This window comes from Peribacillus alkalitolerans (assembly GCF_010882125.1).
GTDB classification, from domain to species: Bacteria; Bacillota; Bacilli; order Bacillales; family DSM-1321; genus Bacillus_BN; species Bacillus_BN alkalitolerans.
Genome location: NZ_JAAGVZ010000003.1, coordinates 73,147 through 96,285, shown reverse-complemented (window position 1 = coordinate 96,285; position 23,139 = coordinate 73,147). Strand labels below are relative to the sequence as shown.

Annotated in this window: 22 protein-coding genes and 1 riboswitch; of the genes, 15 read left to right on the top strand and 7 right to left on the bottom strand. The window is 36.3% G+C overall.

What is annotated here, in order from left to right; genetic code table 11:
* The first annotated feature begins 72 nt into the window (after positions 1–72).
* Together G3O09_RS04855 and G3O09_RS22115 are read left to right on the top strand one after the other, a co-directional pair.
* Positions 73–972 (top strand): DMT family transporter, encoded by a 900-nt coding sequence (locus G3O09_RS04855; protein WP_163100367.1) that lies wholly within the window; start codon positions 73–75, stop codon positions 970–972.
* 50 nt (positions 973–1,022) lie between these two features.
* Complete coding sequence (locus G3O09_RS22115) at positions 1,023–2,168, top strand: HEAT repeat domain-containing protein (RefSeq protein ID WP_205439607.1); 1,146 nt, start codon at positions 1,023–1,025, stop codon at positions 2,166–2,168.
* Between the two features lie 73 nt (positions 2,169–2,241).
* Here the strand turns inward: G3O09_RS22115 and G3O09_RS04845 are convergent, their stop codons facing one another.
* On the bottom strand, positions 2,242–2,436 hold the full coding sequence (locus tag G3O09_RS04845) for a hypothetical protein (RefSeq protein WP_163100366.1): 195 nt from the start codon (positions 2,434–2,436) through the stop codon (positions 2,242–2,244).
* A gap of 189 nt (positions 2,437–2,625) precedes the next feature.
* Here G3O09_RS04845 and G3O09_RS04840 point away from each other — a divergent pair, with 189 nt between their 5' ends.
* On the top strand, positions 2,626–3,228 hold the full coding sequence (locus G3O09_RS04840) for a GNAT family N-acetyltransferase (protein WP_163100365.1): 603 nt from the start codon (positions 2,626–2,628) through the stop codon (positions 3,226–3,228).
* Positions 3,229–3,230: 2 nt separating this feature from the next.
* Positions 3,231–4,100 (top strand): alpha/beta fold hydrolase, encoded by an 870-nt coding sequence (locus G3O09_RS04835; RefSeq protein ID WP_163100364.1) that lies wholly within the window; start codon positions 3,231–3,233, stop codon positions 4,098–4,100.
* 60 nt (positions 4,101–4,160) lie between these two features.
* On the opposite strand, the gene G3O09_RS04830 is transcribed toward G3O09_RS04835, so the two are convergent.
* Entirely contained in the window at positions 4,161–4,361 is a 201-nt protein-coding gene (locus tag G3O09_RS04830) for a YwbE family protein (protein ID WP_163100363.1), read from the bottom strand.
* Between the two features lie 643 nt (positions 4,362–5,004).
* Positions 5,005–5,146: riboswitch (cyclic di-AMP (ydaO/yuaA leader) on the bottom strand.
* Positions 5,147–5,623: 477 nt separating this feature from the next.
* On the opposite strand from G3O09_RS04830, the gene G3O09_RS04825 reads away from it, so the two are divergent.
* From G3O09_RS04825 to G3O09_RS04815, 3 genes are all read left to right on the top strand, one after another.
* Complete coding sequence (locus G3O09_RS04825) at positions 5,624–7,027, top strand: alkaline phosphatase (protein WP_163100362.1); 1,404 nt, start codon at positions 5,624–5,626, stop codon at positions 7,025–7,027.
* 221 nt (positions 7,028–7,248) lie between these two features.
* A protein-coding gene (locus tag G3O09_RS04820; RefSeq protein WP_275898295.1) for an IS3 family transposase occupies positions 7,249–8,390 on the top strand; the annotation gives its coding sequence in 2 pieces (ribosomal slippage) (positions 7,249–7,507 and positions 7,507–8,390; 1,143 coding nt in all).
* A 266-nt stretch (positions 8,391–8,656) separates the two neighbouring features.
* On the top strand, positions 8,657–9,343 hold the full coding sequence (locus G3O09_RS04815) for a DUF4352 domain-containing protein (RefSeq protein WP_163100361.1): 687 nt from the start codon (positions 8,657–8,659) through the stop codon (positions 9,341–9,343).
* A gap of 144 nt (positions 9,344–9,487) precedes the next feature.
* Here G3O09_RS04815 and G3O09_RS04810 read toward each other — a convergent pair whose 3' ends face one another.
* Together G3O09_RS04810 and G3O09_RS04805 are read right to left on the bottom strand one after the other, a co-directional pair.
* On the bottom strand, positions 9,488–10,822 hold the full coding sequence (locus G3O09_RS04810; RefSeq protein ID WP_163100360.1) for a TrkH family potassium uptake protein: 1,335 nt from the start codon (positions 10,820–10,822) through the stop codon (positions 9,488–9,490).
* A gap of 385 nt (positions 10,823–11,207) precedes the next feature.
* Positions 11,208–11,414 (bottom strand): hypothetical protein, encoded by a 207-nt coding sequence (locus G3O09_RS04805; protein WP_163100359.1) that lies wholly within the window; start codon positions 11,412–11,414, stop codon positions 11,208–11,210.
* A gap of 192 nt (positions 11,415–11,606) precedes the next feature.
* Here G3O09_RS04805 and G3O09_RS04800 point away from each other — a divergent pair, with 192 nt between their 5' ends.
* Complete coding sequence (locus G3O09_RS04800; protein ID WP_163100358.1) at positions 11,607–12,665, top strand: pyruvate kinase; 1,059 nt, start codon at positions 11,607–11,609, stop codon at positions 12,663–12,665.
* A 140-nt stretch (positions 12,666–12,805) separates the two neighbouring features.
* On the opposite strand, the gene corA is transcribed toward G3O09_RS04800, so the two are convergent.
* Positions 12,806–13,756 (bottom strand): magnesium/cobalt transporter CorA, encoded by a 951-nt coding sequence (gene corA / locus G3O09_RS04795; RefSeq protein ID WP_163100357.1) that lies wholly within the window; start codon positions 13,754–13,756, stop codon positions 12,806–12,808.
* A gap of 484 nt (positions 13,757–14,240) precedes the next feature.
* Between corA and G3O09_RS04790 the strand changes: the two genes are divergently transcribed.
* The 3 genes from G3O09_RS04790 (at position 14,241) to G3O09_RS04780 (ending at position 17,881) form a co-directional block, all read left to right on the top strand.
* Positions 14,241–14,630, top strand: coding sequence for a protease inhibitor I9 family protein (locus G3O09_RS04790; RefSeq protein WP_163100356.1), 390 nt, complete (start codon positions 14,241–14,243; stop codon positions 14,628–14,630).
* 221 nt (positions 14,631–14,851) lie between these two features.
* Entirely contained in the window at positions 14,852–17,005 is a 2,154-nt protein-coding gene (locus G3O09_RS04785) for a transglycosylase domain-containing protein (RefSeq protein ID WP_163100355.1), read from the top strand.
* Between the two features lie 438 nt (positions 17,006–17,443).
* A complete protein-coding gene (locus tag G3O09_RS04780) occupies positions 17,444–17,881 on the top strand; it encodes an SRPBCC family protein (RefSeq protein WP_163100354.1) in 438 nt (145 codons plus the stop codon).
* A 401-nt stretch (positions 17,882–18,282) separates the two neighbouring features.
* Here G3O09_RS04780 and G3O09_RS04775 read toward each other — a convergent pair whose 3' ends face one another.
* Entirely contained in the window at positions 18,283–19,395 is a 1,113-nt protein-coding gene (locus G3O09_RS04775; RefSeq protein ID WP_163100353.1) for a phosphatidylglycerol lysyltransferase domain-containing protein, read from the bottom strand.
* A gap of 201 nt (positions 19,396–19,596) precedes the next feature.
* Here G3O09_RS04775 and G3O09_RS04770 point away from each other — a divergent pair, with 201 nt between their 5' ends.
* From G3O09_RS04770 to G3O09_RS04755, 4 genes are all read left to right on the top strand, one after another.
* Complete coding sequence (locus G3O09_RS04770) at positions 19,597–20,019, top strand: DMT family transporter (RefSeq protein WP_163100352.1); 423 nt, start codon at positions 19,597–19,599, stop codon at positions 20,017–20,019.
* Positions 20,020–20,064: 45 nt separating this feature from the next.
* Positions 20,065–20,763: a Crp/Fnr family transcriptional regulator gene (locus G3O09_RS04765; protein WP_163100351.1), complete on the top strand. Its 699-nt coding sequence runs from the start codon at positions 20,065–20,067 to the stop codon at positions 20,761–20,763.
* A 47-nt stretch (positions 20,764–20,810) separates the two neighbouring features.
* Positions 20,811–21,323: a DMT family transporter gene (locus tag G3O09_RS04760; RefSeq protein ID WP_163100350.1), complete on the top strand. Its 513-nt coding sequence runs from the start codon at positions 20,811–20,813 to the stop codon at positions 21,321–21,323.
* Positions 21,324–21,413: 90 nt separating this feature from the next.
* Positions 21,414–21,860 (top strand): YoqH family protein, encoded by a 447-nt coding sequence (locus G3O09_RS04755; RefSeq protein ID WP_163100349.1) that lies wholly within the window; start codon positions 21,414–21,416, stop codon positions 21,858–21,860.
* A 34-nt stretch (positions 21,861–21,894) separates the two neighbouring features.
* Here G3O09_RS04755 and G3O09_RS04750 read toward each other — a convergent pair whose 3' ends face one another.
* Positions 21,895–23,115, bottom strand: a complete 1,221-nt coding sequence (locus tag G3O09_RS04750) for an MFS transporter (RefSeq protein ID WP_163100348.1) — start codon at positions 23,113–23,115, stop codon at positions 21,895–21,897.
* Positions 23,116–23,139 lie beyond the last annotated feature (24 nt).

Here is a 23,139-nt window from a genome sequence, read left to right as displayed (position 1 = left end):
AACATCTGTTCTGTTTTGTTATAACTGTTCTATTTATCTTGTCATATGATGATAGAAAAGGGGGAATCATTCATGGTCATGTTTTTATATATCATCATGTGCATAATTTTTGGGACGACATTCTTAGCGATAAAAATTGGAGTGGATGGTGGGGCGCCGCCGTTCATGTCTGCTGGGATTCGTTTTTTTCTGGCAGGTGTAATCCTGTATTTGGTGATGAAGATACAAAGGAAGACAACTATTCGATTTTTATTTCGAAAGGATATGTTTTTGTCAGGATTAGGACTGACGTTCGGGACGTTTGCGACTCTCTATTGGGCAGAGCAGCATGTAAGTTCTGGAATTGCAGCGGTCTTATCTGCAACTGGACCGATGATGATCATGGCGATTCAAGGATTTTTCTTAAGGGAGAACATGAATCACCGTTCTATTGTTGGTGGTTTGATTGGATTTTCAGGAGTATTTTTATTATTGTTCTCCAGTATATCCTTTGAAGCTAGTCTGTTATGGCTTGTAGGGTGCATCGTCATTTTGATTGGGGAAGTAAGCTATGCTTCAGGGACGCTTTACTCTAAAAAAATCATTGAGTTTCATAAAGGAACATCACCCATTGTTCTAAATGCAGCACAAATGATTTATGGAGGTGGCAGTCTTATCCTTTTATCCTTGTTTACAGAACGAATTGATATAGAATCTCTTCTTTCTGTACCAGCTATGGGTTCGCTTTTTTATCTCATGCTTGTAGGATCGATGGGGGGACATACCATCTACTATTGGTTGATTTCAAAAACTAATCCCAACTTTCCATCCACATGGTTGTATATTTCTCCTTTAATTGCCATGGTAGTGGGTGCTCTTTTTTATAATGAACCTATTACTTGGGTTATGGGGATGGGGGTCCTTACTATACTTATAGGAACCATCATTATGAATTTTGATGTCCTGCCAAGAAAAAAAAGGGTGACCACGTAACTTGTCCTGCCTATCACTTTATTGTAATGTGAGGGTATGGAGGGTGAACGATGACATTTTTAGAAAAAGTAAAACCATTTATTACACATCCTGATCCTTTGATTCAGGATTATGTGTTACATATGCTACAAGATTATCCGAATGTACCTGGTGAGTGGACAGAAGAGTTTGTCAAAATCGCCACGGAACAAAACAGGTTCACCATTTTATCGGATATCCTTAAGTTACCGGTAACGGAAGAAGCTTTGAAAGCACTTTTACAAGGAGTCAATGAATGTGAACCAGATGAGAGACATTTCTATATTTGGTTGTTTGAAAGAGTTCCACCTGAGATGGCAGTTAAGTTTAAAAAAGATCTATCTCCTTATTTGACTAAGGAAACCTTAGAAATTTATAATCTCCTTTTAAGAGGAGATGAGGATGACGTATGGGGAGTGTTGGATCAAGAGCTTCATGACCTTGCGGAAAGCCAGACTCCAAATCTTAGTCTTGCGAAACATATATTGAAAAAACTAGTGGAGAAGAAATGGTTCCCTGAAACAGAAGTAGCAGAAATCATGAACTCTTCATTAGGTGAGGATTTTTTCTCGGATTATGCCATTTTAGGAGTATACGCCATTAAGCTAATGGAATTAAAGCAATACATCCCAATTCTCGCAAGCTTATTGACGCGTGAACAAGATGATTTGCTAGAGGAAGTTGCGGATACGCTGATTTCCTTCCAGAGTGATGAAGTAGTGGAAGCCGTTGCTCCGTATTTGAGGAACCCTGAATCTAATATATATGCGAGCTCGATCGTGGCGAACATTAAAACTCCTTTTGCTGTTCAAACGCTGAGGGATATCTACAATAATAGTAATGAAATCGAGGATCAAGAAGTATTATTCGAACCTCTTTGTCACCAACTATCCGAAGTAACATTGCCGGAGATCAATGATTATATGAAGAAAGATATCGAGTCATATATTGTTGAACGTGAGCATGTCGCTTATGGGTTTTACACAGTGATGGGTTTAAATCATCCAAAGCTTGAATCTTGGAGAGAAATTGCACTAGAGAATGAGACGTTTTTCCGAGAGTCTAAGGATAGTGTACCTGTTAATGTCCTTCCAATCGTAAACGAAAATAAGGTAGGAAGAAACGATCCGTGTACGTGTGGAAGTGGTAAGAAGTATAAGAAGTGCTGTGGGAAATAGGGTTCAATTAATATTGACGCTCAGAGGATATTGATATGCTCTGAGCTTTTTTAAGTTCCATCTAATAAGAAAGTTAAGCTTTTCTGTTTTCCTTTTTCATTTGTTGAATGGATACCATTAGACCTGAAAGCCCTGCAAAAAAAGAAGGGATAATACTATAGGTAAGAAATCTCCATTGACCCGTAATCAAAGAAATTACCAGAAATATTATTGGAAATACAACTAAGACAAATAATGAAACATATAATGATAATTTAGTAGATTTCACGCTTTCTCTCCTTTCACTTAATATATGACACCATCCTGCATAAAAGTTACTGAATATATTTTAACATAAATTCCTAATATATTGAAATCACTGACCTCATCCAATAATAAAAAACTGACCATTTAATAAAGGGCAGAATTCTTTTATAATTTCATTTAGAAAGATATTCCAGAAAAGAGGTTGAAGGTCATGAACATTAAATATGTCGAGTTAATAGGTGAACGAGTGAAGCTAGTGCCGATGGATCGATCTCATATCGAGGGTTTATATAAAGCTGGAAGTAGTCCAGAGATTTGGACGTATATGTCCATCCAAGTTAAATCCTTGGCTGATATGGAGCGATTGGTCGAGGAAGCTTTGGAAGCAAAGGAAAAAGGTTTGGAATTTCCATTTGTAGTCATAGATAATGAGAGTGATAGTGTTGTTGGAAGCACACGTTTCCTTAATATTTCAAAGGGGAATCGTAGTCTTGAAATCGGCTGGACCTGGTATTCCAAGGATGTATGGAGAACAAGAGTCAACACGGAATCCAAGTATTTATTATTAAAGTACTGCATGGAACATCTAGAAACAGTCCGTGTCCAATTTAAAGCGGATAATCGTAATGAGCGCTCAAAAACGGCAATCCAGAGGATTGGTGCGACCTTTGAAGGGGTTTTAAGGCAGGATCGAATCATGCCTAATGGGTACAATCGAGATAGTGCCTATTTTAGTGTAATTGATAAAGAATGGGATTCAATGAAGGCTAAATTAGAGGATTACTTGCAAACGATCCATTTTGACGTGAGGTAACGATGACTATTTATATTAATGAAGCAGGAAAGAAAAGGCTTCAAGACCATTATGAGTCGTACTTAAAAACTTTGAACGTACCTTTTGAAAGAAAATATATCGATACTAGATTCGGTAAGACCCATGTATTAGTGACTGGACCGAAAGAGGGTAAGCCCCTGCTTATTTTACAAGGAGGAAATTGCATCAATCCGATGACAGTATCCTGGTTTTCGTCACTCTTGGGTGAGTATCGAGTTTATGCGCCGGATACAATTGGTCATCCTGGATATAGCACAGAAACAAGGGTTTCTGCACAGGATGATAGTTTTGCGAATTGGATTGTTGATTTAATGAATCACTTTCAAATCGAGAAGGCTGCCTTTGCGGGTGCGTCATTTGGAGGGGGAATTATCCTTCGATTGGCAAGTTATTTCCCTGAACGAATTGCCAGTGCCATCCTTTTTGCACCTGCAGGAATCATCCTTGGCTCGAAAGTGGAAATGATCAAAAAGATCTTAGTGCCTTTATTGATTTTGAAGTTTAATGGATCACAAAAGCAATTAGTCAAAATAGCAGAAGTGATGTCTGATGGCTATATGAAAAACATAGATGCGGAGATAACGGGTGAAGTTTTTCGGAGTGTAAAATTAGAGCAGGATATGCCGAAGTTGGTGAAGGAGAAGGAGTTACAAAACTTTAAGGCACCGACCATGATTATCGGAGGAGAGAAGGATATCTTCTTTCCAGGAGAAAAGCTCATCCACCGTGCAAATCAAATCATTCCAAATTTAGTGGAAAGTAAGCTGTACGGGAGTGGCCACTTTTCTTCTGAAATGGTATTAGAACAAGTAAATAGAGATATGGTAAGCTTTTTAAAGAAGTATTATTAGAAAACTTACTGATTCTAAAAGTACAAATAGAGAGACAGGCAATCTTTTTTGCCCGTCTCTCTATTTTTCAACAATCGCATGAACTCTTCCGACTTGTCCATCTTGAAGACGGACTTTGATGCCGTGTGGATGAAACTGTGAATTCGTTAGCAAATCCTTTACGACACCCCGCGTTGTGATTCCCGTTCTCTGATCCTTCTTTAAAACGATATCCACCTGGATTCCTGCTTGCACGTTCTTTCTATATCTACCATCTGTCATTTGATATCCTCGTCTCTTTTTCAGTCATTTTAAGAAAATACCTAAGATAGGCTTATTTATTATCAACCTACCCTCAAATTTTATCAACTTATTTATTAGAATCTATTTCGGGTGGATTTTTCTTGCTTTTGTAGAGTAGGGCTCATCGTTAGTTTTGCTTAGCTTTGCCCATTCCTTCCATGAAAAAGACATCATTCCAATGAGAATGATGCCTGAAAAGGGTCACTTTCTAAAAGAAAAGAATCTTAATAAAGGATGCCTATTTCTATCTACGATTTTTAATTCATTCATGACCAAATTTTCCTCGTGTTCTTCAATCCACTTATCAAGAGATTGTTTATCTTTACAATGTGTTAAAAAAGTTTCTCCATTTTTCCCTATAGCTTGAACTAGATATCTATTATTTGAATTCCCCATATTTTCACCTTAGTCATTTTAATTCTGTCGCTTTATACTAGAATAATAATAAGTTATGTTGTACCAAAGAATAAGTTACAGCGTTTTTCTATTTTCCTCCATTAAGACACATTCCATTTTCCTTATTAAATAAAAAAATTGCATAATAAAAAGACCTACATCCCAAAATCGTTTGCTCTTTTTGCCTAAAAAAGCACAAAAAGACGCCTTGTTAAGGTGGTCTTTAAACCTCCTTCGCTTTAGCCGACGAAGTTAGCTGACGGGTAGGATGGCGAAAGAGTTTCTCATCCTTTCTACATGTGCAGAATTAACCCCAATAAAAATGGTTCCTCCGTTCTCAATGTCTTGAGATTAGGCCGATATTTTATTTATGGATTTCATTCTACCCCTACGGTATGTAATTTGTAAACCCCAAAAAATAAATCATTCTTCAAAATCATAATCTGGTTCATGGATACTATTAACGGTAATGATTTTGTTTTCAAAATCTAGTTCAATATTTTCAGAGACCATCGTTTAATATTCAATCTTACTACCAGTAAATGAAATGTTGACCAAAAATTGATTCATTTCGTTTTCGATTAAGACAAATTTATTTTCTTTCTAGTTTTTCTCATGATGTCCTTCCCATTGGATGGTCCATCCTTTTTGTTTATGTTGGTTCATTTATATAGCCTCTCCAAGCATGATTTAAGGAAAAGAATGCCCCATAAGAGCTAGGTTAAATCTCTTGTTTTTACAATTGTAATATTGATTAACATTATCTTTATGATAGATTGATAGTTCCTTAACATTCCCAACCTATACTTGGAAACGTAATGAAAAACGATTCTGGAGGTAGTAAAATGATCAAAAAAACTCTTAGTAAGAAAATTATCCCATTTGCAGTAGTTTCGTCACTTGCTTTTGGTGCACTAGCGGGGGCATTACCAAAGGTAGAGGCAAAAGAAATACATAAATCTATTCCTCTGGCATCACCGGAAATCAAGAATGTGATCTTTTTAATAGGGGATGGAATGGGAGGTTCCTATACATCTGCACATAGAATGATGAAGGATAATCCAAATACAAAAGAAGTAGAACGCTCTGTATTAGATCAGTATCTAGTTGGTCAGCAAATGACTTACGCGGAAGATACTAAACAAAATATTACGGACTCTGCTTCTGCTGGTACAGCCATGTCAGCAGGTGTCAAAACATATAATTCAGCCATAGCTGTAGACAATGATCAATCCAATGTAAAAACGGTATTAGAAGCAGCCAAAGAACAAGGGAAATCAACGGGTCTTGTTGCAACGTCTGAAATCACTCATGCAACTCCTGCTTCATTTGGTGCACATGATATTAGCAGAAAAAATATGAATGCGATCGCTGATGATTATTTTGATGAGAAGGTTAACGGAAAACAGAAAGTAGATGTTCTTCTTGGTGGAGGTTCTGATTTATTCATTCGTAAGGACCGTGACCTAACTAAAGAATTCCAAAAAGCTGGTTATAGCTATGTCACTAACGTAAATGATTTAAAGAAAGATAAAAATGGAAAAGTACTAGGGTTATTCGCAAAAGGCGGAATGCCGAAAATGATTGACCGTACGTCTGATTTACCTTCATTAGAGCAAATGACAGTATCAGCTATCGACCGCTTGAAAACAGATAAAGACGGATTTTTCCTTATGGTTGAAGGTAGCCAAGTTGATTGGGCAGGACATGACAATGATATCGTTGGTGCGATGAGTGAAATGGAAGACTTTGATAGAGCGTTTAAAGCGGCGATTGAATTCGCTAAAAAAGATAAGCACACGTTGGTCGTGGCGACTGCTGACCACTCTACAGGTGGCTTTTCCATCGGTGCAAAAGGTGAATACAATTGGTTCAGTGCACCAATCAAAGCAGCGAAACGTACACCAGACTTCATGGCACAAGAAATCGTGAACGGGGCGAACGTAGAAGTGACGTTGAAGAAGTACATATCCTTGGATTTAACGGCTGAAGAAATTCAATCTGTACAAAAAGCAACGGAAACGAAGAAAGTCGAGGAAATTGATAATGCAATTGAACAAATCTTTGACGCACGCACTTTCACAGGCTGGACGACAGGCGGCCACACAGGTGAAGATGTAAACGTATATGCATACGGACCTCAAAGCTCAAGATTTGCAGGCCATATTAACAATACAGACAATGCTAAAATTATCTTTGATATTATTGAAAAGCGTTCCAAAAAGAAAACTGTAATTAACGATAAATAATGTAATGGTCCCGTTGTTTTCTATAACAACGGGAAGATTTTTTTAATGGGTGATTTTTGGTTTGATAATAAAGTACCTTGTTTTGATAATAAGTTGGTTCAATTTGATAATATATAGACTCATTTTGATAATAAATGATGCTAGTCTAAATTACGGACACACTGAAATGGTAATTCCGTTAGAATATATACTAATAGGAACTATCGAGAGGGTGTGTTTGTATGGCTGCACATTATGATAAACATTTTAAAATGCATGCTGCGAAATTAGTCGTTGAAGAAGGATATAAAGGAGTGGATGTGGCTAAAGACATCGGCGTCCCCTACAGTACCTTGAATAAATGGATTCGTGCATATAAAGATTCTAAAGAGGATGCTTTTGTAGGAAGTGGCTATACACCTCCAGAAAAGCTACCTTTAACTGAGAAAGACAAACGAATCAAAGAGCTTGAAGAAGAGATTGCCATATTAAAAAAAGCTATGGGCATCTTCGCCAGAAACCAGAAGTAATCTATGGTTTCATAAAGAAACACCAACACGAATTTCGTGTAGTGAAGATGTGTGAAGTTCTTGGTGTTTCAAGTAGTGGTTTTTATGATTGGCTTAGACGATCCAAAAGTAAACAGGCACTAAAAAGAGAATCACTTACCCAAGAAATTAAAAAGGTGTACAACGAATCTCGAAAAACGTACGGTAGTCCAAAAATCACAGAGAGTCTCAAAAAAATGGGGAACGTGGTATCACAGAAAACGGTGGCCCGGATTATGAATGAGAATGGTATAGTCTCCATAACCGTAAGGAAATTCAAGGCTACAACGAATTCAAACCATAAGCTACCGGTCTATCCTAATATCCTTAATCAACAATTTACAACCCAGGGACCTGGGGAAGTTTGGGTAGCTGACATCACTTACATTGATACGAAAGAAGGATGGGTGTACTTAGCTTCTATTATGGATTTATATTCTAGAAGGATTATAGGTTTTCATATAAGTAATCGAATGACAAAGGATCTAGTTATCCTCGCATTAGAAAGAGCAATCATGAATCAGCCCCCTAGAGCTGGGTTAATCCATCATTCTGACCAGGGAAGTCAATATGCTTCAAACGAATATCAAGAGTTACTAAAGAAGTATGACATAACGCCAAGTATGAGTCGAAAAGGAAACTGTTACGACAATGCTAGTATTGAATCCTTTCACAGTATCCTTAAGAAGGAGCTCATTTATCAAGAAGATTATCCGACAAGAGAACATTCATACATGAGTATATTTGAATACATTACTTGTTTTTATAACACCAAAAGGATTCATTCTGGTATCGGGTATGCGACTCCAGTAGAGATGGAAGCAATGGCAAACTAAACAATTGATCATATACCATTTCATTACCTTTTCCTGAAGGACTGGTGAGGATTTGATAGAATCCTCACCAGTCCTTCAGGCCACTAAGCGAAGCGCGGTAGATGTTTTTCAAAAAATATTACCAATTCAAAGTGTCCGTTTTCTTGACCTAGATCCATAAATGGGACTAGTTCGATAATATCTGAAATATTCAATTTTGAGTAAAGTTGTTCTAACCAATTCATTGTCCATAAATAGCATTATTTTTATAAATGGAGGGAAATCCTTTGAAAAATGCACTTATAATGATAATTTTCTCAATTATATTGGCAGGCTGTACTGCAAATGCTCAAACGAATTCGGAAGTGAAAAACGAAACAAAAGAAACAAAAGAAACAAGAGAAACAAAGACTACCCAATCTGAACCAAAACCGCATGTACTATATGACTTTTATGAGAGTCCACAGGTCACAAGTGATGCTGGGTTAGAAAAACCAGGTCAAACGTATTCAGACCGCAAAGGTGAAATCACGTTAAAAGAATTCAAAAAAATAGACCAGCATTTTAAACTGGACACTGTAGATTACTATATTAAAGAAGTAAAGGTGTTGCATTATAGACCGGATTACAGCATGATTGACTTTTTCCATGCACAAACACATGACGAAGAATTTGATTTTATTAAAGTAAGCGTGGAAATCAAAAATCAGGGTGATCAACCTGTTAAATTCGTCCCGGTTTCATTATTAGAAACCAATACTGGATTTCAAGCGGATTGGGAAAAGGATATTTACTTGGAAGAATTACATGGGGATTTGAATGCTAATGGTCATAAAAAAGGGAGCCTTGGATTTATTCTTGAAGAAGGCGAAGCTGAGAATCTAAAAAAAATCACCATTCAAACTAGTGATGTCATGAATGAAAACGATAAAATTCTCCATGAAGCAGAAAAAATTATTGTTGATATGAAATAAAGAGTCTAATTTGAAATGAAGCATCAAAATAAACCTAATCAGGACAGATTAGGTTTATTTTTTATGAAAACAAAGATTTGTTAAATTCTCTTTACTACCAATAATAACTGTTCATAAATCTAAAGGGAGTTTGATTTCCTCAACCTAGCCAATCATTATTTTTCCCTTCGGATAACGATAAGGATCTGTTTTTCTTCTCATAGCGATGGCAATAGCAATGGTCAAAGGGCCAACTCTTCCTGCGAACATCGTAAAAATGATTAGTAATCGACCAATAGGGGAAAGTTCAGGGGTTAACCCCATTGATAAACCAACAGTCGCAAATGCAGAAGTTGCTTCAAAGAATATCATTAGAAACTCTTTCCCAGGCTCAGTGATAGTCAAAAGCATAGTAATGGTAATAACAAGGAATAATCCACTAACTGTGACAGTTAGTGCTTTTAGAATCGTTTCTAAAGTTACTCTGTTACGAAAAAAGACGACATCCTCTTTCCCTTTGATTTGTGTCCAAACAGCCCCTAGTAAGGTTGCAAAGGTAGTGGTTTTTATTCCTCCTCCAGTTGAGCCTGGGGAAGCCCCAATAAACATTAAGATGATAGTCAAAAATAAGGTTGGTTGTGTTAAATCAGGAATATTCAATGTGTTAGACCCTGCAGTCCTAGGAGTGATGGATTGATACAAGGCTGCCAATACTTTACCTGTATAAGATAAAGGTTGCATTGTTTTTTGGTTCCCATATTCAAATATTAGGGTTAAAACGGTTCCAATTATGACTAGCAAGAAACTTGTTACTAATACTACTTTTGTATGCATGGACAGTCGCTTTATTTTACGGTACTCAAAGATTTCGTTCATTACAATAAAACCAATACCACCTAAAATGATAAGGGCAGAGACGGTTAGGCTTACAATGGGGTCATCTACATAAGGGGTTAAGCTTCTAAACTCTCCCATTAAATCAAATCCAGCGTTATTGAAATTCGAAACGGAATGGAATATTCCAAAATAAATAGCTTTCCCAAGTGGCATATCAAAAGCAAAACGAAAAGATAAAAGAATGGCTCCTAACAGTTCGATAACAGCTGTGAAAATTAATATCCTTTTTGCCAACCTTACGATCCCTTCAATGTCTATGTTATTTAAAGACTCTCTTAAGACCAATCTTTCCCTTAAGGATATTCTTTTCCCTAATAAAAAAGCGATAAAGGTTGCAAAAGTCATAAACCCTAAACCACCAACTTGTATCAGGGATAGTATGACTATTTGGCCAAATTTAGTGAAGGTACTTCCTGTATCTACCACTACGAGACCTGTTACGCACGTCGCTGAAGTAGAAGTAAATAACGCATTTAAAAAATTCAGCCCTTTCCCATCCACCGTTGATTGGGGGAGGGTTAACATAAAAGCCCCGATAAGAATAATCGCACTAAATCCTAATACAAGGATTTTGGGTGGGTCTAAAAAGGTTACTTTTTTCATTTTGTGCTCCTTATGAAAAGTTTTGAAGAACCATTCAATGTAAGTATCTAAATATTAGTATTAGGATATTGGAATTTTTATATAGGTAATTTTATTATAATTTTACAGATATAATCCACAAATTCCTTAAAAACTGTGTTCCCCTCAGTAGTAAAAAGTTACACCTTTGTTTGAAGAGTGGAAGGGAGTTTCGATGTTTTTGTGCATTAAGCAGGTGACGAGTAAATCTTTCTTAATCCGATCTTCTATTCATCGAAAAGAATGTTCCTTCAAATTTATTTCAATTATGATTATACTAAAAAATGGAAAAGTATATAAAGAGGAACTGAACAATTTTCTTAGGATTCCTTTTCCTAAAAAAAAGACACCATTCATTTCTTGGCGTCTAATGCTGTTTCAGCTGAAAAAGTGAGAAAAATTTCAATAATGGATGCTTTTTCTTATCGACGATTTTCAATTCATCCATTATTAATTTTTCCTTATTGTCTGAAATCCATTTCTTTAATGTTTGCTTATCCTGGCATTGGGTTAGGTAAGTTTCTCCGTTTTTACCGATTGCGTTCACGATATACCTGTTTTTAACATCATTCATTTTTACTCACCTGTTATGGTCAATATTTATTCTTATTATGACCATAGCAAAATTTTGTTAGATTAATATAAAGCACATTTTACAAGTGTATTAAGATTCTAATAATTACTCTAAATCTATATAGGACAAGTTGAATGAAAGTTATTATTTTTCCATTTTAAATGGGTACTATAGGAATGGAAGGTGATAATTATGTCAATAAATCGAATTTGTACGATTGGGCCAGCCAGTAATAATAAAGATACATTATCGAAGCTAATAAAAAACGGAATGACGATTGTCCGGCTTAATCTGTCACACGGAACACACGAAAGCCACAAGGAAGTAATTGATTTAGTGAGATCCTTGGATGGATCCATCAAAATTCTAGGTGATTTACAGGGACCAAAGATACGACTGGGTGAAATCGAAGGAAAAGAAATAACCCTCCAAGCAGGAAACAACTTTACTTTGCATATTACTCCAATAGTAGGAGACAAAAATAGTGCTAACGTAGATTATGCAGGGATAGTTCATGATGTAAAAGCAGGGAATAGAATTCTCATAAATGATGGCCAAGTGGAATTAACAGTTGAAAAAGTTGATGATGAAAAAATCGAAACGGTCGTCAAAACAGGAGGTACTATTTCTTCTCGTAAAGGAGTGAATTTACCAGGAGCAACCGTAAGTTTGCCTGCTATTACTGAAAAGGATAAAGCGGATATCCAGTTTCTTTTACAAGAGAAAGCTGATTTTATTGCCTGTTCATTTGTTCGTAAACCTTCTCATATTGGAGAAATTCGCAGCTTTATCCAACAAAAACAATTCATTCCACCCAAATTAATTGCTAAGATTGAAACAATGGAGGCACTTCAGAATTTCCAGTCTATATGTAAGGAAGCTGATGGCATTATGATTGCCAGGGGGGATCTCGGAGTAGAATTACCATACCACTGGATTCCACTTTTGCAAAAAGCGATGATTCATGAGTGCAGTCGTACCAATACATATGTGATTACCGCAACGCAGATGCTTCAATCCATGGTTGACCATACGATTCCTACAAGAGCTGAGGTGACGGATGTTTTTCAAGCTGTTCTGGATGGCACAAATGCTGTTATGCTTTCAGCAGAAAGTGCATCAGGTGAACATCCGATTGAAAGTATTGAAACATTGCGCATCGTTTCCCAATTTGCCGAAAACGTGAAACAAGAGGCACCATTTGATATGGCGGATATGTTGAAATTATTAAATGATACTATAATTGAGTAAGTAACCGAAAACCGCGTTTTTCAGTCTTGAAAAAAGATCATCCATTGCAGGCTGATCTTTTTTATTGTGAAATTTAATTTCCTGTGTATATTCTGTAGCTAAGTAGAATCAAATTGTTCACTACAGCTTCAAGAGGGCACTTATTTAAACCAGCCTTTCCTAAAGAACCAAAAAGTCATCCCACATCCTATAGTAAACATAAGAAATAAAGTGAAAAAGTAGCCAAATTTCCATTTTAATTCAGGCATATATTCAAAGTTCATCCCATATATACCTGCAATAAATGTTAAAGGCATAAAGATAGTTGTTATGACCGTTAATACTTTCATTACTTTATTTGTTTGATGAGCGTTTATCGATAAGTAACTATCTCTTAAATCATTTGTTATTTCTCTATTCGTATCAATCTTTTCTGCTAATTTTAATAAGTGGTCATAAATATCTGCAAAGTATTCTTTTTTTCTTAATAATACAGTAAGCCTTTGAGAATTTAGCATTCTGTATAACAAATCTTTCATAGGAGTAACCGTATGCCTTAATGATAATAATTTATGCCGGGTATCAAACAAGTCTCTTAGTAAATCCTCACCAGATTTGAGAGATGAATTTTCTTCGATCTCATTCAAAGTGTCTTCCATGCTATAAATTAAAGGAAAATAATTGTCCACTACATTATCCAATACATGATAAAGAACTAGGTTATGGTCCCATTTTATAAGTTTATTAGTTTTCCCCAGTCTTTCCCGCACATTAGATATCTCAACAGAAGGATTATGGTGAAATGTCACAATGAAATTTTCACCAATAAAAAAGTTAATTTCTTCCTTTTCTAGGTTACTACAATTTATAGCTTGAGTAACAAGAAAAGAATAGTCATCATAATAATCTAATTTTGGCCTCTGTAGAGTGTGCATACAATCTTCAATTGCAAGTGGATGAAAATTAAGTGGGGTGGTTAGTTTTTCAATTTCAGGATCTGAAGGACTATCGAAATCAATCCAAAACCACTTATACGGATGATTTTTTATTTCTTCTATTGGTATATTTGTTAGTAGATTATGTGTCTTAGTTATCACATAAGTATGTATCATTTTTTCGCGCTTCCTTTTTAATAAATAATGACATGATTTTTTCTTCAATACGATTGTAAGTTAGTTTGTTCTAGTGTGCTAAATATATATACAATATGGAAAATTAATATAAACTGATGTTAATAACTATAACATCGGTTTCGATTCTAAAAAACCTCTTTTTCCAATAGAATACTTCTGTGATACTAAAAGGAATTGTTGAACGACTTGTGCAGAACAAGACCCCTCATAGGCTAGAGCTAAGCCGACGAAAAGAAATATCGAATGGTCTCAACGAAACATGCAAAAGACGATGGGAAAATTCCGTTTAAGAAATCACTCGGGAGAATTACCTTTATATCGACGATACTCATTTAAGTGCTGAAGATGTAGCAAATATCATTAAAGAAAAGTTTCAGCTTAGTTAAGGAATGCTTAAATGACCTGCTAAAAGTTGTAAAGGATTCTTTTTGTAAGCAACCCTAAGAACGGTGGTGAAAGTTTGATGAGCCCTTTTGTATTTTTAGATCCTGCCATAGACCTTTCAAGTCAAAATATAGTCTCGATTATCATTGAATTCAAAACAAAACCAGCTAAAGTGGCGGTATTAGAAGCCAAAGCGAAAGGAATTTCTTTATCATTAGAGGAAGCAAAAGAAAGAGTAGAAGAGAGTCATGCTGCATTTCAAAAGGAACTTCAAGTGTTATTAGCTCAGAACAATGTCCCCTTTTTTGTAAAACACAAATATAAACAATCCTTAAATGGTGTCTCAATGGATTTACCAGCCATTGAAATCAAAAGATTAGTAACCTATTCCAATGTCATTTCAAAGATACACCTTAACAAAAAGTTTTACCTTGACCCGCCTATTACACCTCACGATGGGATGTATTAATGATTATTGAGTTGCTAAGGCAGCTCTTTTTATTTTTTCTATGTTCGAAAAGTAGCTTAATAGAAGAGGAATATTTAAGTCATAGTCCCTCATAAATATAAGATTCCTAACGAATGTTTATAAAGTAAAGTACAATGGTTAGCTTTTGGAGCAAAAAAAACAGATAATAGCTTCTTACTATTAAATCAACTTTGAGTAACTTAACATGGGAGAGAAGATGAATGACAGAAGAATCGTATAAATCTCGTCAGGAACGAAAACAAGCTGAAAAAACTAGACAAAATCAACAAAGAAGTAATAAAGTCCCCCAAAAAGGATCATTGTTAAAAAAAATCCTAATTGTCTTTTTGGTGTTTGGGCTTGTATCAACTGGAGCAGGAGCCATTACGTTCGCTTCAATGATCAAGGATGCACCTAAATTGGATTCTTCTAAACTGGTAGATCCGCTTTCTACAAAATTTTATGATATAAACGGAAACTTCATTTATGAATACGGGAAGGAAAAGCGGACAAAAATTGAGTATAATCAACTTCCAAAAGTGTTGGAACAAGCGTTTATTGCTACGGAAGATTCCCGATTTTATGAACATAGTGGTATCGACATAAAAAGGACTACCAAGGCAATTTTTGTGAACCTAACTGGAGATTTCGGATCTCAGGGAGGTAGTACTATTACACAACAAGTTATTAAAAATTCATTTTTGACTCCTGAAAAAACGTTAAAGCGAAAAGTGCAAGAATGGAACTTGGCGTATCAGTTGGAACAAGAGTATTCCAAACAGGATATTTTAATGATGTATTTAAACAAAATCTTCCTTGGCAACCGTTCCTACGGGGTGGCAGCTGCAGCGAAGAACTATTATGGGATTGAAGAAAAGGATTTAAAAAAAATGACTCTTGCACAAGCAGCCATGTTAGCAGGTTTGCCACAGAGTCCGAATAATTTCGATCCTTCCAAACCAGAAAACAAAGAAGCAGCCACCAAGCGTCGTAATCTTGTCTTAAGCTTGATGCTTAGACACGGTTTTATTACGGAAAAACAAATGCAGGAAGCGTCAAAGGTTCCAGTTACAGAAGGCATTGTAAAAAATTCTCAACAAAGTATGCCTTATGAAGCATTTTTGGATGCAGCTGTAAAAGAGGTAAAGAGAAGTTTTAAGGATGTAGATATTAGCAAGGATGGTTTATCCATTTATACTACCTTGGATCCAAAAGCTCAGGACTATGCAGACAAAATGCTGAATACAAATGAAATCATTGCCTTTCCAAATTCAAATTTCCAAGGGGCTTTCGTCTTTTTAGATACAAAAACTGGTGCAGTCAGGGCGATTGGAAGCGGGAGAAACGATTATAAAGCACAGTTTCTTGGTAACAACTTTGCGATAGATATGCATCGACAACCTGGTTCCACATTTAAGCCCATTTTTGATTACGGTCCTGCGATTGAACATTTAAAATGGTCTACTGCTCATTTAATCAATGATAAAGAGACCACGTATTCAACTGGCCAACCCATTTCAAATTGGGATCATAGATACCATGGAATGTTAACGATACGGACAGCCCTGCAATACTCTTACAATATCCCTGCTCTACTCACAATGAGAGAGGTAGGGATGGACAAATCACAGAAGTTTGCAGAACAACTAGGTATTACTTTTAAAAATAACAAAGTATATGAATCCTATTCGATTGGAAGCAATACCGTAAACCCTTTATCGATGGCAGGAGCCTTCAGTGCTTTTGGGAATAATGGCGAATACAATAAACCGCATTTTGTCGAAAAAGTTGTTTTCCCTGACGGTAAAGATGTGAGCTTTGTCCCAAAACCAAAAAGAGTTATGAAGGATTACACGGCCTATATGGTGACTGATATGTTACGCACAGTTGTAGATGAGGGAACAGGAATAAAAGCAAATGTGCCTAGCCTGGATGTTGCTGGAAAAACAGGGACAACCAATTTTGATGAAAAAACCAGTGCAAAATATGGATACCCTGACACTGCCACAAATGATAGCTGGTTTGCTGGATACACACCACAATTCACAATGGCTGTCTGGACCGGGTATACACAAAACGGACAGGGTAACTATATGATTGGCGATACGACAAAAATCGCTCAACTCATGTTTAAAGAGATGCTGCAAACATTTGGAACAGATTCATCCAGTTTCCAGCAACCAAAAAGTGTCTACAGAGTGAATAATGAACTATATATAAAAGGTGTCGATTCTGCAGAAGTACCACCAAAACCAAGACGTAACAAAGAAAAACCGGCACATGACTTTAAGGAAAATAAAGGTAGAGATAAACATGGAAAAGAGAAAAAGAAATCAGGAAAAGAAAAAGGGAAAGGGAAACATAAGCATGATTAAGGTCCGAAGGGGTCCCATTGATATAATTTTTATAAATTGGTAAATACATTTACGCCTCTTTAAATTTCCAATTTATGTTTATGAAATTAAAGAATTGACCATACCATACATGCAAGGATTGGAACTCAAATTCCTTTATTTAAATCAAAATAAAGGAATTTGTTATTGAATTCGAGAAAAGAATTAATGAGGTCCTCTTAATAGGATTCAATTATTTATTAAACAAAAGGTTATGTTAATGCTCATATTTGATAAGGTACGATGTTGATTGAGCGGAAGGCGCGAGACTCCTGCTAGAAAAGTGGGTCAAGTGAGACCCCACAGGTGCGCAATGCGCAGAGGAGGCTCCCGAACCGCCCACGGAAAGCGAGTGCCTCTCGCTGCAATCAACAGGATAGATAACAGAGCCAAACCAAAAAGAAAGGGAAGATTTAAGGAATGATTAACTTAACGAAATTTAAAATATTTAAGCCAGCGAATGAAGTATTTGAGGCCTTCGTAGATCCTTCTAAAATCGGGAATTTTTGGTTTTCATCAAGCTCTGAAAGATGGGAACAAGGTAAGACGATTACCTTGAGATATGAAGAGTACAATGCAGAAGGGGATATTGAAGTACTGGAAGTCGTAGATAATAAGAAAATTGTGTTCCAGTGGGGTGCACCAGAGGAAGTTCATATTGTTACGATTACACTAAAAGAAGTCGATAACTCGATTACAATTATTGAAGTTAAAGAAGACGGTTTTAACGAAGATGATGGTGATTTAATAGCCAAATTGATCGATAATAAAGAAGGCTGGGTTTATATGTTGAGTTGTTTAAAGGGTTATTTGGAGTTTGGTGTTACTAAATTAAGGGCAAGTCTAGTGAAAGAATAACCTTTTGTTTTAGTGATCTATATATATTGTTAAAAGGCATACACCTTTGGGTCTGTAATAGGTGTATGCCTTTTACTTTTCCTATTACTATTCATTTCTGTCGTGTAGGGAAAATAAAATGTACTTACTTGAGTTTCACTTTTCTATTAACAAATCGATGACTCTATTTTCAAAAAGAGAAATCAAACGAAACATATGATTGATAATTTTAGTAATACCATCTATGTATGTGCCTACGATATGGTAAATGAGATTCCGTTTCCTGAGAAATGCCAATTGTTACTTATAAATGAAATTTAGGAATACTCACAAGGTTTAATATGGGGAAGCACAATCATCATAAAAAAACAGGGCAAACAAGCATAAATAAGGGAGGCATCATATGAAGCCTCCCTTTACTATTATCCAACTTTTCTTAGTCTTCTATAAATAGTCGTTTCTTTTACTCTTGTAGAGCGGAAGTTCTTCCTATGAATCAAATACATAATTTGAATCAGTATGATGGCTAGTGATCCTTTTGGATACGCTAAATATCGTGGTTCCCAAAGTGGGAAAAATTTGTTTTTGTATTCAAATAATCCTTTGAAATTATAAAAGGCATTTCCATGATGGAACGTTAATTGAGCGATTTTTTCAAGGTAACCAGATTTATTATCAGTTTCTAGATTCGATAAAGGGGCCATTCCCATACTACTCCAAGAGTACCCGTTCTCTTTGCACCAATTAAAAATGGAGATGAACAGCATGTCCATGGTTCCATGAGGACTTTCTTTAACATATCTCATTAAGTCAATGGTCATCGTCCTATTCTCTGAATTTGCATCACAGGCAAGTGTGGCAAAGGCAATAGGCAGACCTTCTGGGTTGATGAGAAGAGCAAGTGGAAAGCGGGAAACATATTGTTCACAGAAAAAACCTACTGAAAACCCTTTTTCCTTACGACCATCTAACCAAGAATCAGAAATCCTTTTAATTTGCCCTACGAACTCTTCTGTATATGGAGGCTGAACTACTTTAAATTCAAACCCATTTCTTTCAAACTTATTTTTTCTCGTACGAAGTTTAGCCCCTTTTTTTCCTGCTAGAGAAAAGTCGGATAAAGGCACTCTCGCTTCTTCTCCTAATTTGAATAATTGATAGCCTGATTCAAGATACGCAGGCAAGAAATTAGGCGTGACTTGATAGAATACTGGCTTAAGTTGCTGTGTATGGCTATATTCAATGAATTCTTGAATCGCATCTTTTATATGTTCTTCTTTCCCAATTGGATCTCCTAAAACAACGAGTTTATTCCCAACCTTTTGATAAGGGATGATCGCCTGTTTCTTTGAAGTCCAAAATACGTGTTTATCCTTATTAAAGGTTAAATGGGAGACATGATTACCTCCGTGTCGATTAATAAATGCATTCACTTCATTTAAATTCACTTCTTCAGCCTCAAATGATGCATAAGGTATTTTCATTCCCAAATAAATCAGACCGAGAAGGATTATCGTCAGAAACAAGAAAATCATCTTCATCCTCCGCTAGAATTATTCATTCCCAAAGGATAAGATAACACAAGTCTGAATCTAGTGCTATACCATAAAAAAGGATATTATATAAATTTATTACCATCCAATATGATAGAAACCTATTTTGAGGACATATGTCCTTCCCAAAATACCGAGTGATATCTTTTAATAAAAAAGAGATCAACATGGGGATGTGAACATATGAAAGGAAGTATATTTGCATTATTAGGCGGAGCCTTTATTACATTGCAAGGCGTAGCCAATTCTCGCATTAGCCAGGACATTGGCACTTGGCAAGCGGCGACTATAACTCAGTTAACCGGATTTGTTACAGCTTTATTCATCCTGATGTTCGTCCGGGATGGGAAATGGAAAAGGCTTACTAAAGTAAAACCGTTGTATTTGACTGGAGGAGCCTTTGGGGCTGTCGTTATTTACAGCAATGTCACAGCCATTCAATACATTGGTGTGACCCTTTCTATAGCCGCTATACTGATTGCCCAACTAAGTTTGACCTTCATTGTCGATGGTAACGGATGGTTTGGTGTAGCGAAGCAGAAGATGAAGCTGCCACATTTCATCGGAATCGGGATGATGGTAGCAGGTGTGGTGATCATGAGGTAATGATATGATTTATGATAATTAGTGCCCTAAGGGAGTGGGGAAATTATGAAAGTATTAACGGATCAAGAGCCATTACAATCTTATTTACAGGAATTTCAACTAGATTCTATCTTTACTGAAACCTTGAAACAACATTTAACATTGGTCAGCTTTGATCAAGGAGAACTTATTTGCTCCCAGGGAGAACCTTCTCAGTATCTGTACATTCTTGTCAAGGGTAAGGTTAAAATCTATACTACCTCCGTTGAAGGGAAAACCCTAATCCTATCATTTAAGCATCCACTAGACGTTATCGGGGATATTGAATACGTTCGTGGCATTGATTTTATTAATACAGTTGAGGCCGTTTCTCCTGTTATGATGATCAGAATTCATCATCGTTGGTTGAAAAAATACTGTAGTGAATATCCTCCTTTTCTGAAATTTTTACTAGAACTCATTACACAAAAGTTTTATTTAAAATCCAATTCAATGAGCTTTAATTTAATGCATCCAGTGGAAATGCGATTGGCAAGCTATCTATTGTCTGTTTCTTTTGATGAATCTAATTCATTATTTTTAGGCCAAATTAGCACAACCAGCCTAAAGGATGCAGCGAACCTGATTGGAACCAGTTACAGACATTTAAATCGGGTCCTACAACAGTTTTGTCAGGATGGACTGATTGAACGTCAGAAAGGATTCATTCTTGTGAGGGACAAGGATGGTTTAAGCTCATTGGCAGGTCATAATATCTATGAGTAAAAACATATTTACTGCTGGAAAATTGAGTAAATGGGAGAGTATAGAGAATGATTCTTGGACTCATCATGGCACTAATTGCAGGAACACTGGTTAGCTTGCAAAATATATTCAATAGTAAAGTAAATGAACACGCGGGATCCTGGGCTACAACTACAGTAGTTTTAGGGATGGGATTCCTAGCTTCTCTAGGTATCGGACTAATTTTTGAAGGCAAAAAATTATTTATCTTACAAAATATGCAGCCGTGGTACTGGGTGAGTGGAGTGATTGGTGTGGGGGTAGTAACTTGTCTAGTGCAGGGGATAAGGCTCCTCGGACCAACGTATGCCATTGCAATTGTAATGACATCACAGCTCACGTTTGCTTTATTGTTCGATTCTCTAGGCTGGTTAGGTCTAGAGCAAATTCCTTTTACATTTAAGCAGTTGTTAGGTGTCCTAATTATAGTAGCTGGCGTGATTGTATTTAAATTGGGTGGCGTACGGGAAAAAAAGCTATCTAGAAGAAAGTTGGTTCAATCCCAAAATGATTCGACCCAAGTTCAAAAGCTTGAAATTTGAAAATGAACAAAACTTATCTAGTGGAAAATCTCTAATAATTTTGTCTATAAGTCGGGTAAATTAACCTAAAGAACTTTCAAGGGGTGTATTATGAAAAAGTTCATTTTGGTTATTTTATTTTTAACTTTTCTAGTGAGTCCATCCCAAATCAAGGCGTTTTCCATGCCATGCACTATGACCTTGGAACCCATCAATAAAGATTTGAGAAACGCTAAGGGTTCAGCATTAATCTATAAAGTACAATTAAATCCTCCTAGTTTTGCGCGAACGAATGTAAGTATTCTTGCGGTTCACCTTCCTGAGCCATCGTCATATGGAGAATATGATAGCTATGAAGGGTTTTCATTCATTCCCAATGTAATAAGTTGGAGATTCAAGCTGTTTCCTTCAAAAGAAAATCCTCCAACTTGGGCTGGAAGATTCGATTTAATTACAGCTGAAATGGATAATGCGGAAGTGCAAGTTCGTCTTTCAAATTCAAAAACACAAAGGTTAGGACCGAGTATATTAACTAACATGGTAAGCTCATGTATGTAGTACGAAAAAGCCCAGCACAAGCTGGGCTCATTCATTACGCACTTTGATTAATTTCTCGGATCTTTTTTCCGGTCCTACTGGAATATAACATGATTAAAATACTAGTCGTAATTAAGGTGCCGTGGAATATCCATACCATCTTCGGTAATGATAAAGCCTCTAATAAGATAGGGGCTACCACAAATCCGAGTGCAAATCCTAACGATTTTAATAGCATACCTACTCCAAAGATCCTTCCTCTGATTTGATTGTCAGTCTTTTGCAGAATCGTAGCATGCAAGGTGGTAAAACAGGCATCGAAAATACCAGTGATAAAGGCAAAAGGTAGTACAATCCAAAGGTTCATATTGGACAAAAACGTGATGAATCCAACTGACATAAGCATCGCAGAAATAAAACAGGCATAATATAGACTTCTTCCTTGTAGCAGTTTCAACCTTGGAATAATGATAGAGGCTAACACGGAACCAATTCCCCAGACCCCCCAAATCAAGCCGTAATAAAAGCTTTGCTTGGTAGCATCAATATGCTCTGCTAACAAAGGAATCCCTAAATTATGTGAAGCACCAGCGAAAGCACCAACTAAGAAAACGATATTAACCATGAGAAGCATTGGTGCAAACAAGATATAGGAGTAAACTTCTTTTAAATCCCTTCCAATTGAAATTAGTTTCTCTTTAAATCCATTGGATAGAGCCATACTTCCCAAAGGAATAGTAGATGGCCATTTCATTTTTAATAATACGATGGCAGATATAAGATACGTAGCTGCATCAATGATCAAGGTTACTTGATATCCGAGAAAATCCGTAATCACCCCAGCTCCAAGGAATCCAAACACCAAACTAATCGAGGTTAATCTAGAGATCAATGCGTTCGTTTCCAACACATTATCTTCACCAAAAATTTGTGGTATTTCAGCACTATAGCTAACCGCAAAGAAGCTACTGGTCAAACCGATTAAGAAGCACACAATAACAATCATAATTGGATTTGGAAAGGGGATTAACATCAGGATGATGACGGCACGAAAAATATCTGTGTAAATCATGATTTTCCGGCGATCAAATCGATCGGCCAGAACTCCAGAGAATAAACTGGATAATACTCCACCCAACGTACGAAACGCCATCGTAGCCGCTAACCAAGCCGAGCTTCCTGTGGCAACGTACATTAACACATTGATTGCAATTAAATCCATAAACGTCCCTAAATCTGAAAAAGCCTTAACATATAAGAAAAATTTACGATTCATAGCTCTCCCTAAAAATATGAGGTT

What these genes read in the sequence shown, in the direction of transcription:
- G3O09_RS04800 (WP_163100358.1), top strand. Translation starts at nt 11,607, where the DNA reads ATGTCAATAAATCGAATTTGTACGATTGGGCCAGCCAGTAATAATAAA.
- G3O09_RS04825 (WP_163100362.1), top strand. Translation starts at nt 5,624, where the DNA reads ATGATCAAAAAAACTCTTAGTAAGAAAATTATCCCATTTGCAGTAGTT.
- G3O09_RS04770 (WP_163100352.1), top strand. Translation starts at nt 19,597, where the DNA reads ATGAAAGGAAGTATATTTGCATTATTAGGCGGAGCCTTTATTACATTG.
- G3O09_RS04785 (WP_163100355.1), top strand. Translation starts at nt 14,852, where the DNA reads ATGACAGAAGAATCGTATAAATCTCGTCAGGAACGAAAACAAGCTGAA.
- G3O09_RS04765 (WP_163100351.1), top strand. Translation starts at nt 20,065, where the DNA reads ATGAAAGTATTAACGGATCAAGAGCCATTACAATCTTATTTACAGGAA.
- G3O09_RS04810 (WP_163100360.1), bottom strand. Translation starts at nt 10,822, where the DNA reads ATGAAAAAAGTAACCTTTTTAGACCCACCCAAAATCCTTGTATTAGGA.
- G3O09_RS04750 (WP_163100348.1), bottom strand. Translation starts at nt 23,115, where the DNA reads ATGAATCGTAAATTTTTCTTATATGTTAAGGCTTTTTCAGATTTAGGG.
- corA (WP_163100357.1), bottom strand. Translation starts at nt 13,756, where the DNA reads ATGATACATACTTATGTGATAACTAAGACACATAATCTACTAACAAAT.
- G3O09_RS04835 (WP_163100364.1), top strand. Translation starts at nt 3,231, where the DNA reads ATGACTATTTATATTAATGAAGCAGGAAAGAAAAGGCTTCAAGACCAT.
- G3O09_RS04755 (WP_163100349.1), top strand. Translation starts at nt 21,414, where the DNA reads ATGAAAAAGTTCATTTTGGTTATTTTATTTTTAACTTTTCTAGTGAGT.
- G3O09_RS04805 (WP_163100359.1), bottom strand. Translation starts at nt 11,414, where the DNA reads ATGAATGATGTTAAAAACAGGTATATCGTGAACGCAATCGGTAAAAAC.
- G3O09_RS04780 (WP_163100354.1), top strand. Translation starts at nt 17,444, where the DNA reads ATGATTAACTTAACGAAATTTAAAATATTTAAGCCAGCGAATGAAGTA.
- G3O09_RS04830 (WP_163100363.1), bottom strand. Translation starts at nt 4,361, where the DNA reads ATGACAGATGGTAGATATAGAAAGAACGTGCAAGCAGGAATCCAGGTG.
- G3O09_RS04790 (WP_163100356.1), top strand. Translation starts at nt 14,241, where the DNA reads ATGAGCCCTTTTGTATTTTTAGATCCTGCCATAGACCTTTCAAGTCAA.
- G3O09_RS04840 (WP_163100365.1), top strand. Translation starts at nt 2,626, where the DNA reads ATGAACATTAAATATGTCGAGTTAATAGGTGAACGAGTGAAGCTAGTG.
- G3O09_RS22115 (WP_205439607.1), top strand. Translation starts at nt 1,023, where the DNA reads ATGACATTTTTAGAAAAAGTAAAACCATTTATTACACATCCTGATCCT.
- G3O09_RS04760 (WP_163100350.1), top strand. Translation starts at nt 20,811, where the DNA reads ATGATTCTTGGACTCATCATGGCACTAATTGCAGGAACACTGGTTAGC.
- G3O09_RS04855 (WP_163100367.1), top strand. Translation starts at nt 73, where the DNA reads ATGGTCATGTTTTTATATATCATCATGTGCATAATTTTTGGGACGACA.
- G3O09_RS04775 (WP_163100353.1), bottom strand. Translation starts at nt 19,395, where the DNA reads ATGATTTTCTTGTTTCTGACGATAATCCTTCTCGGTCTGATTTATTTG.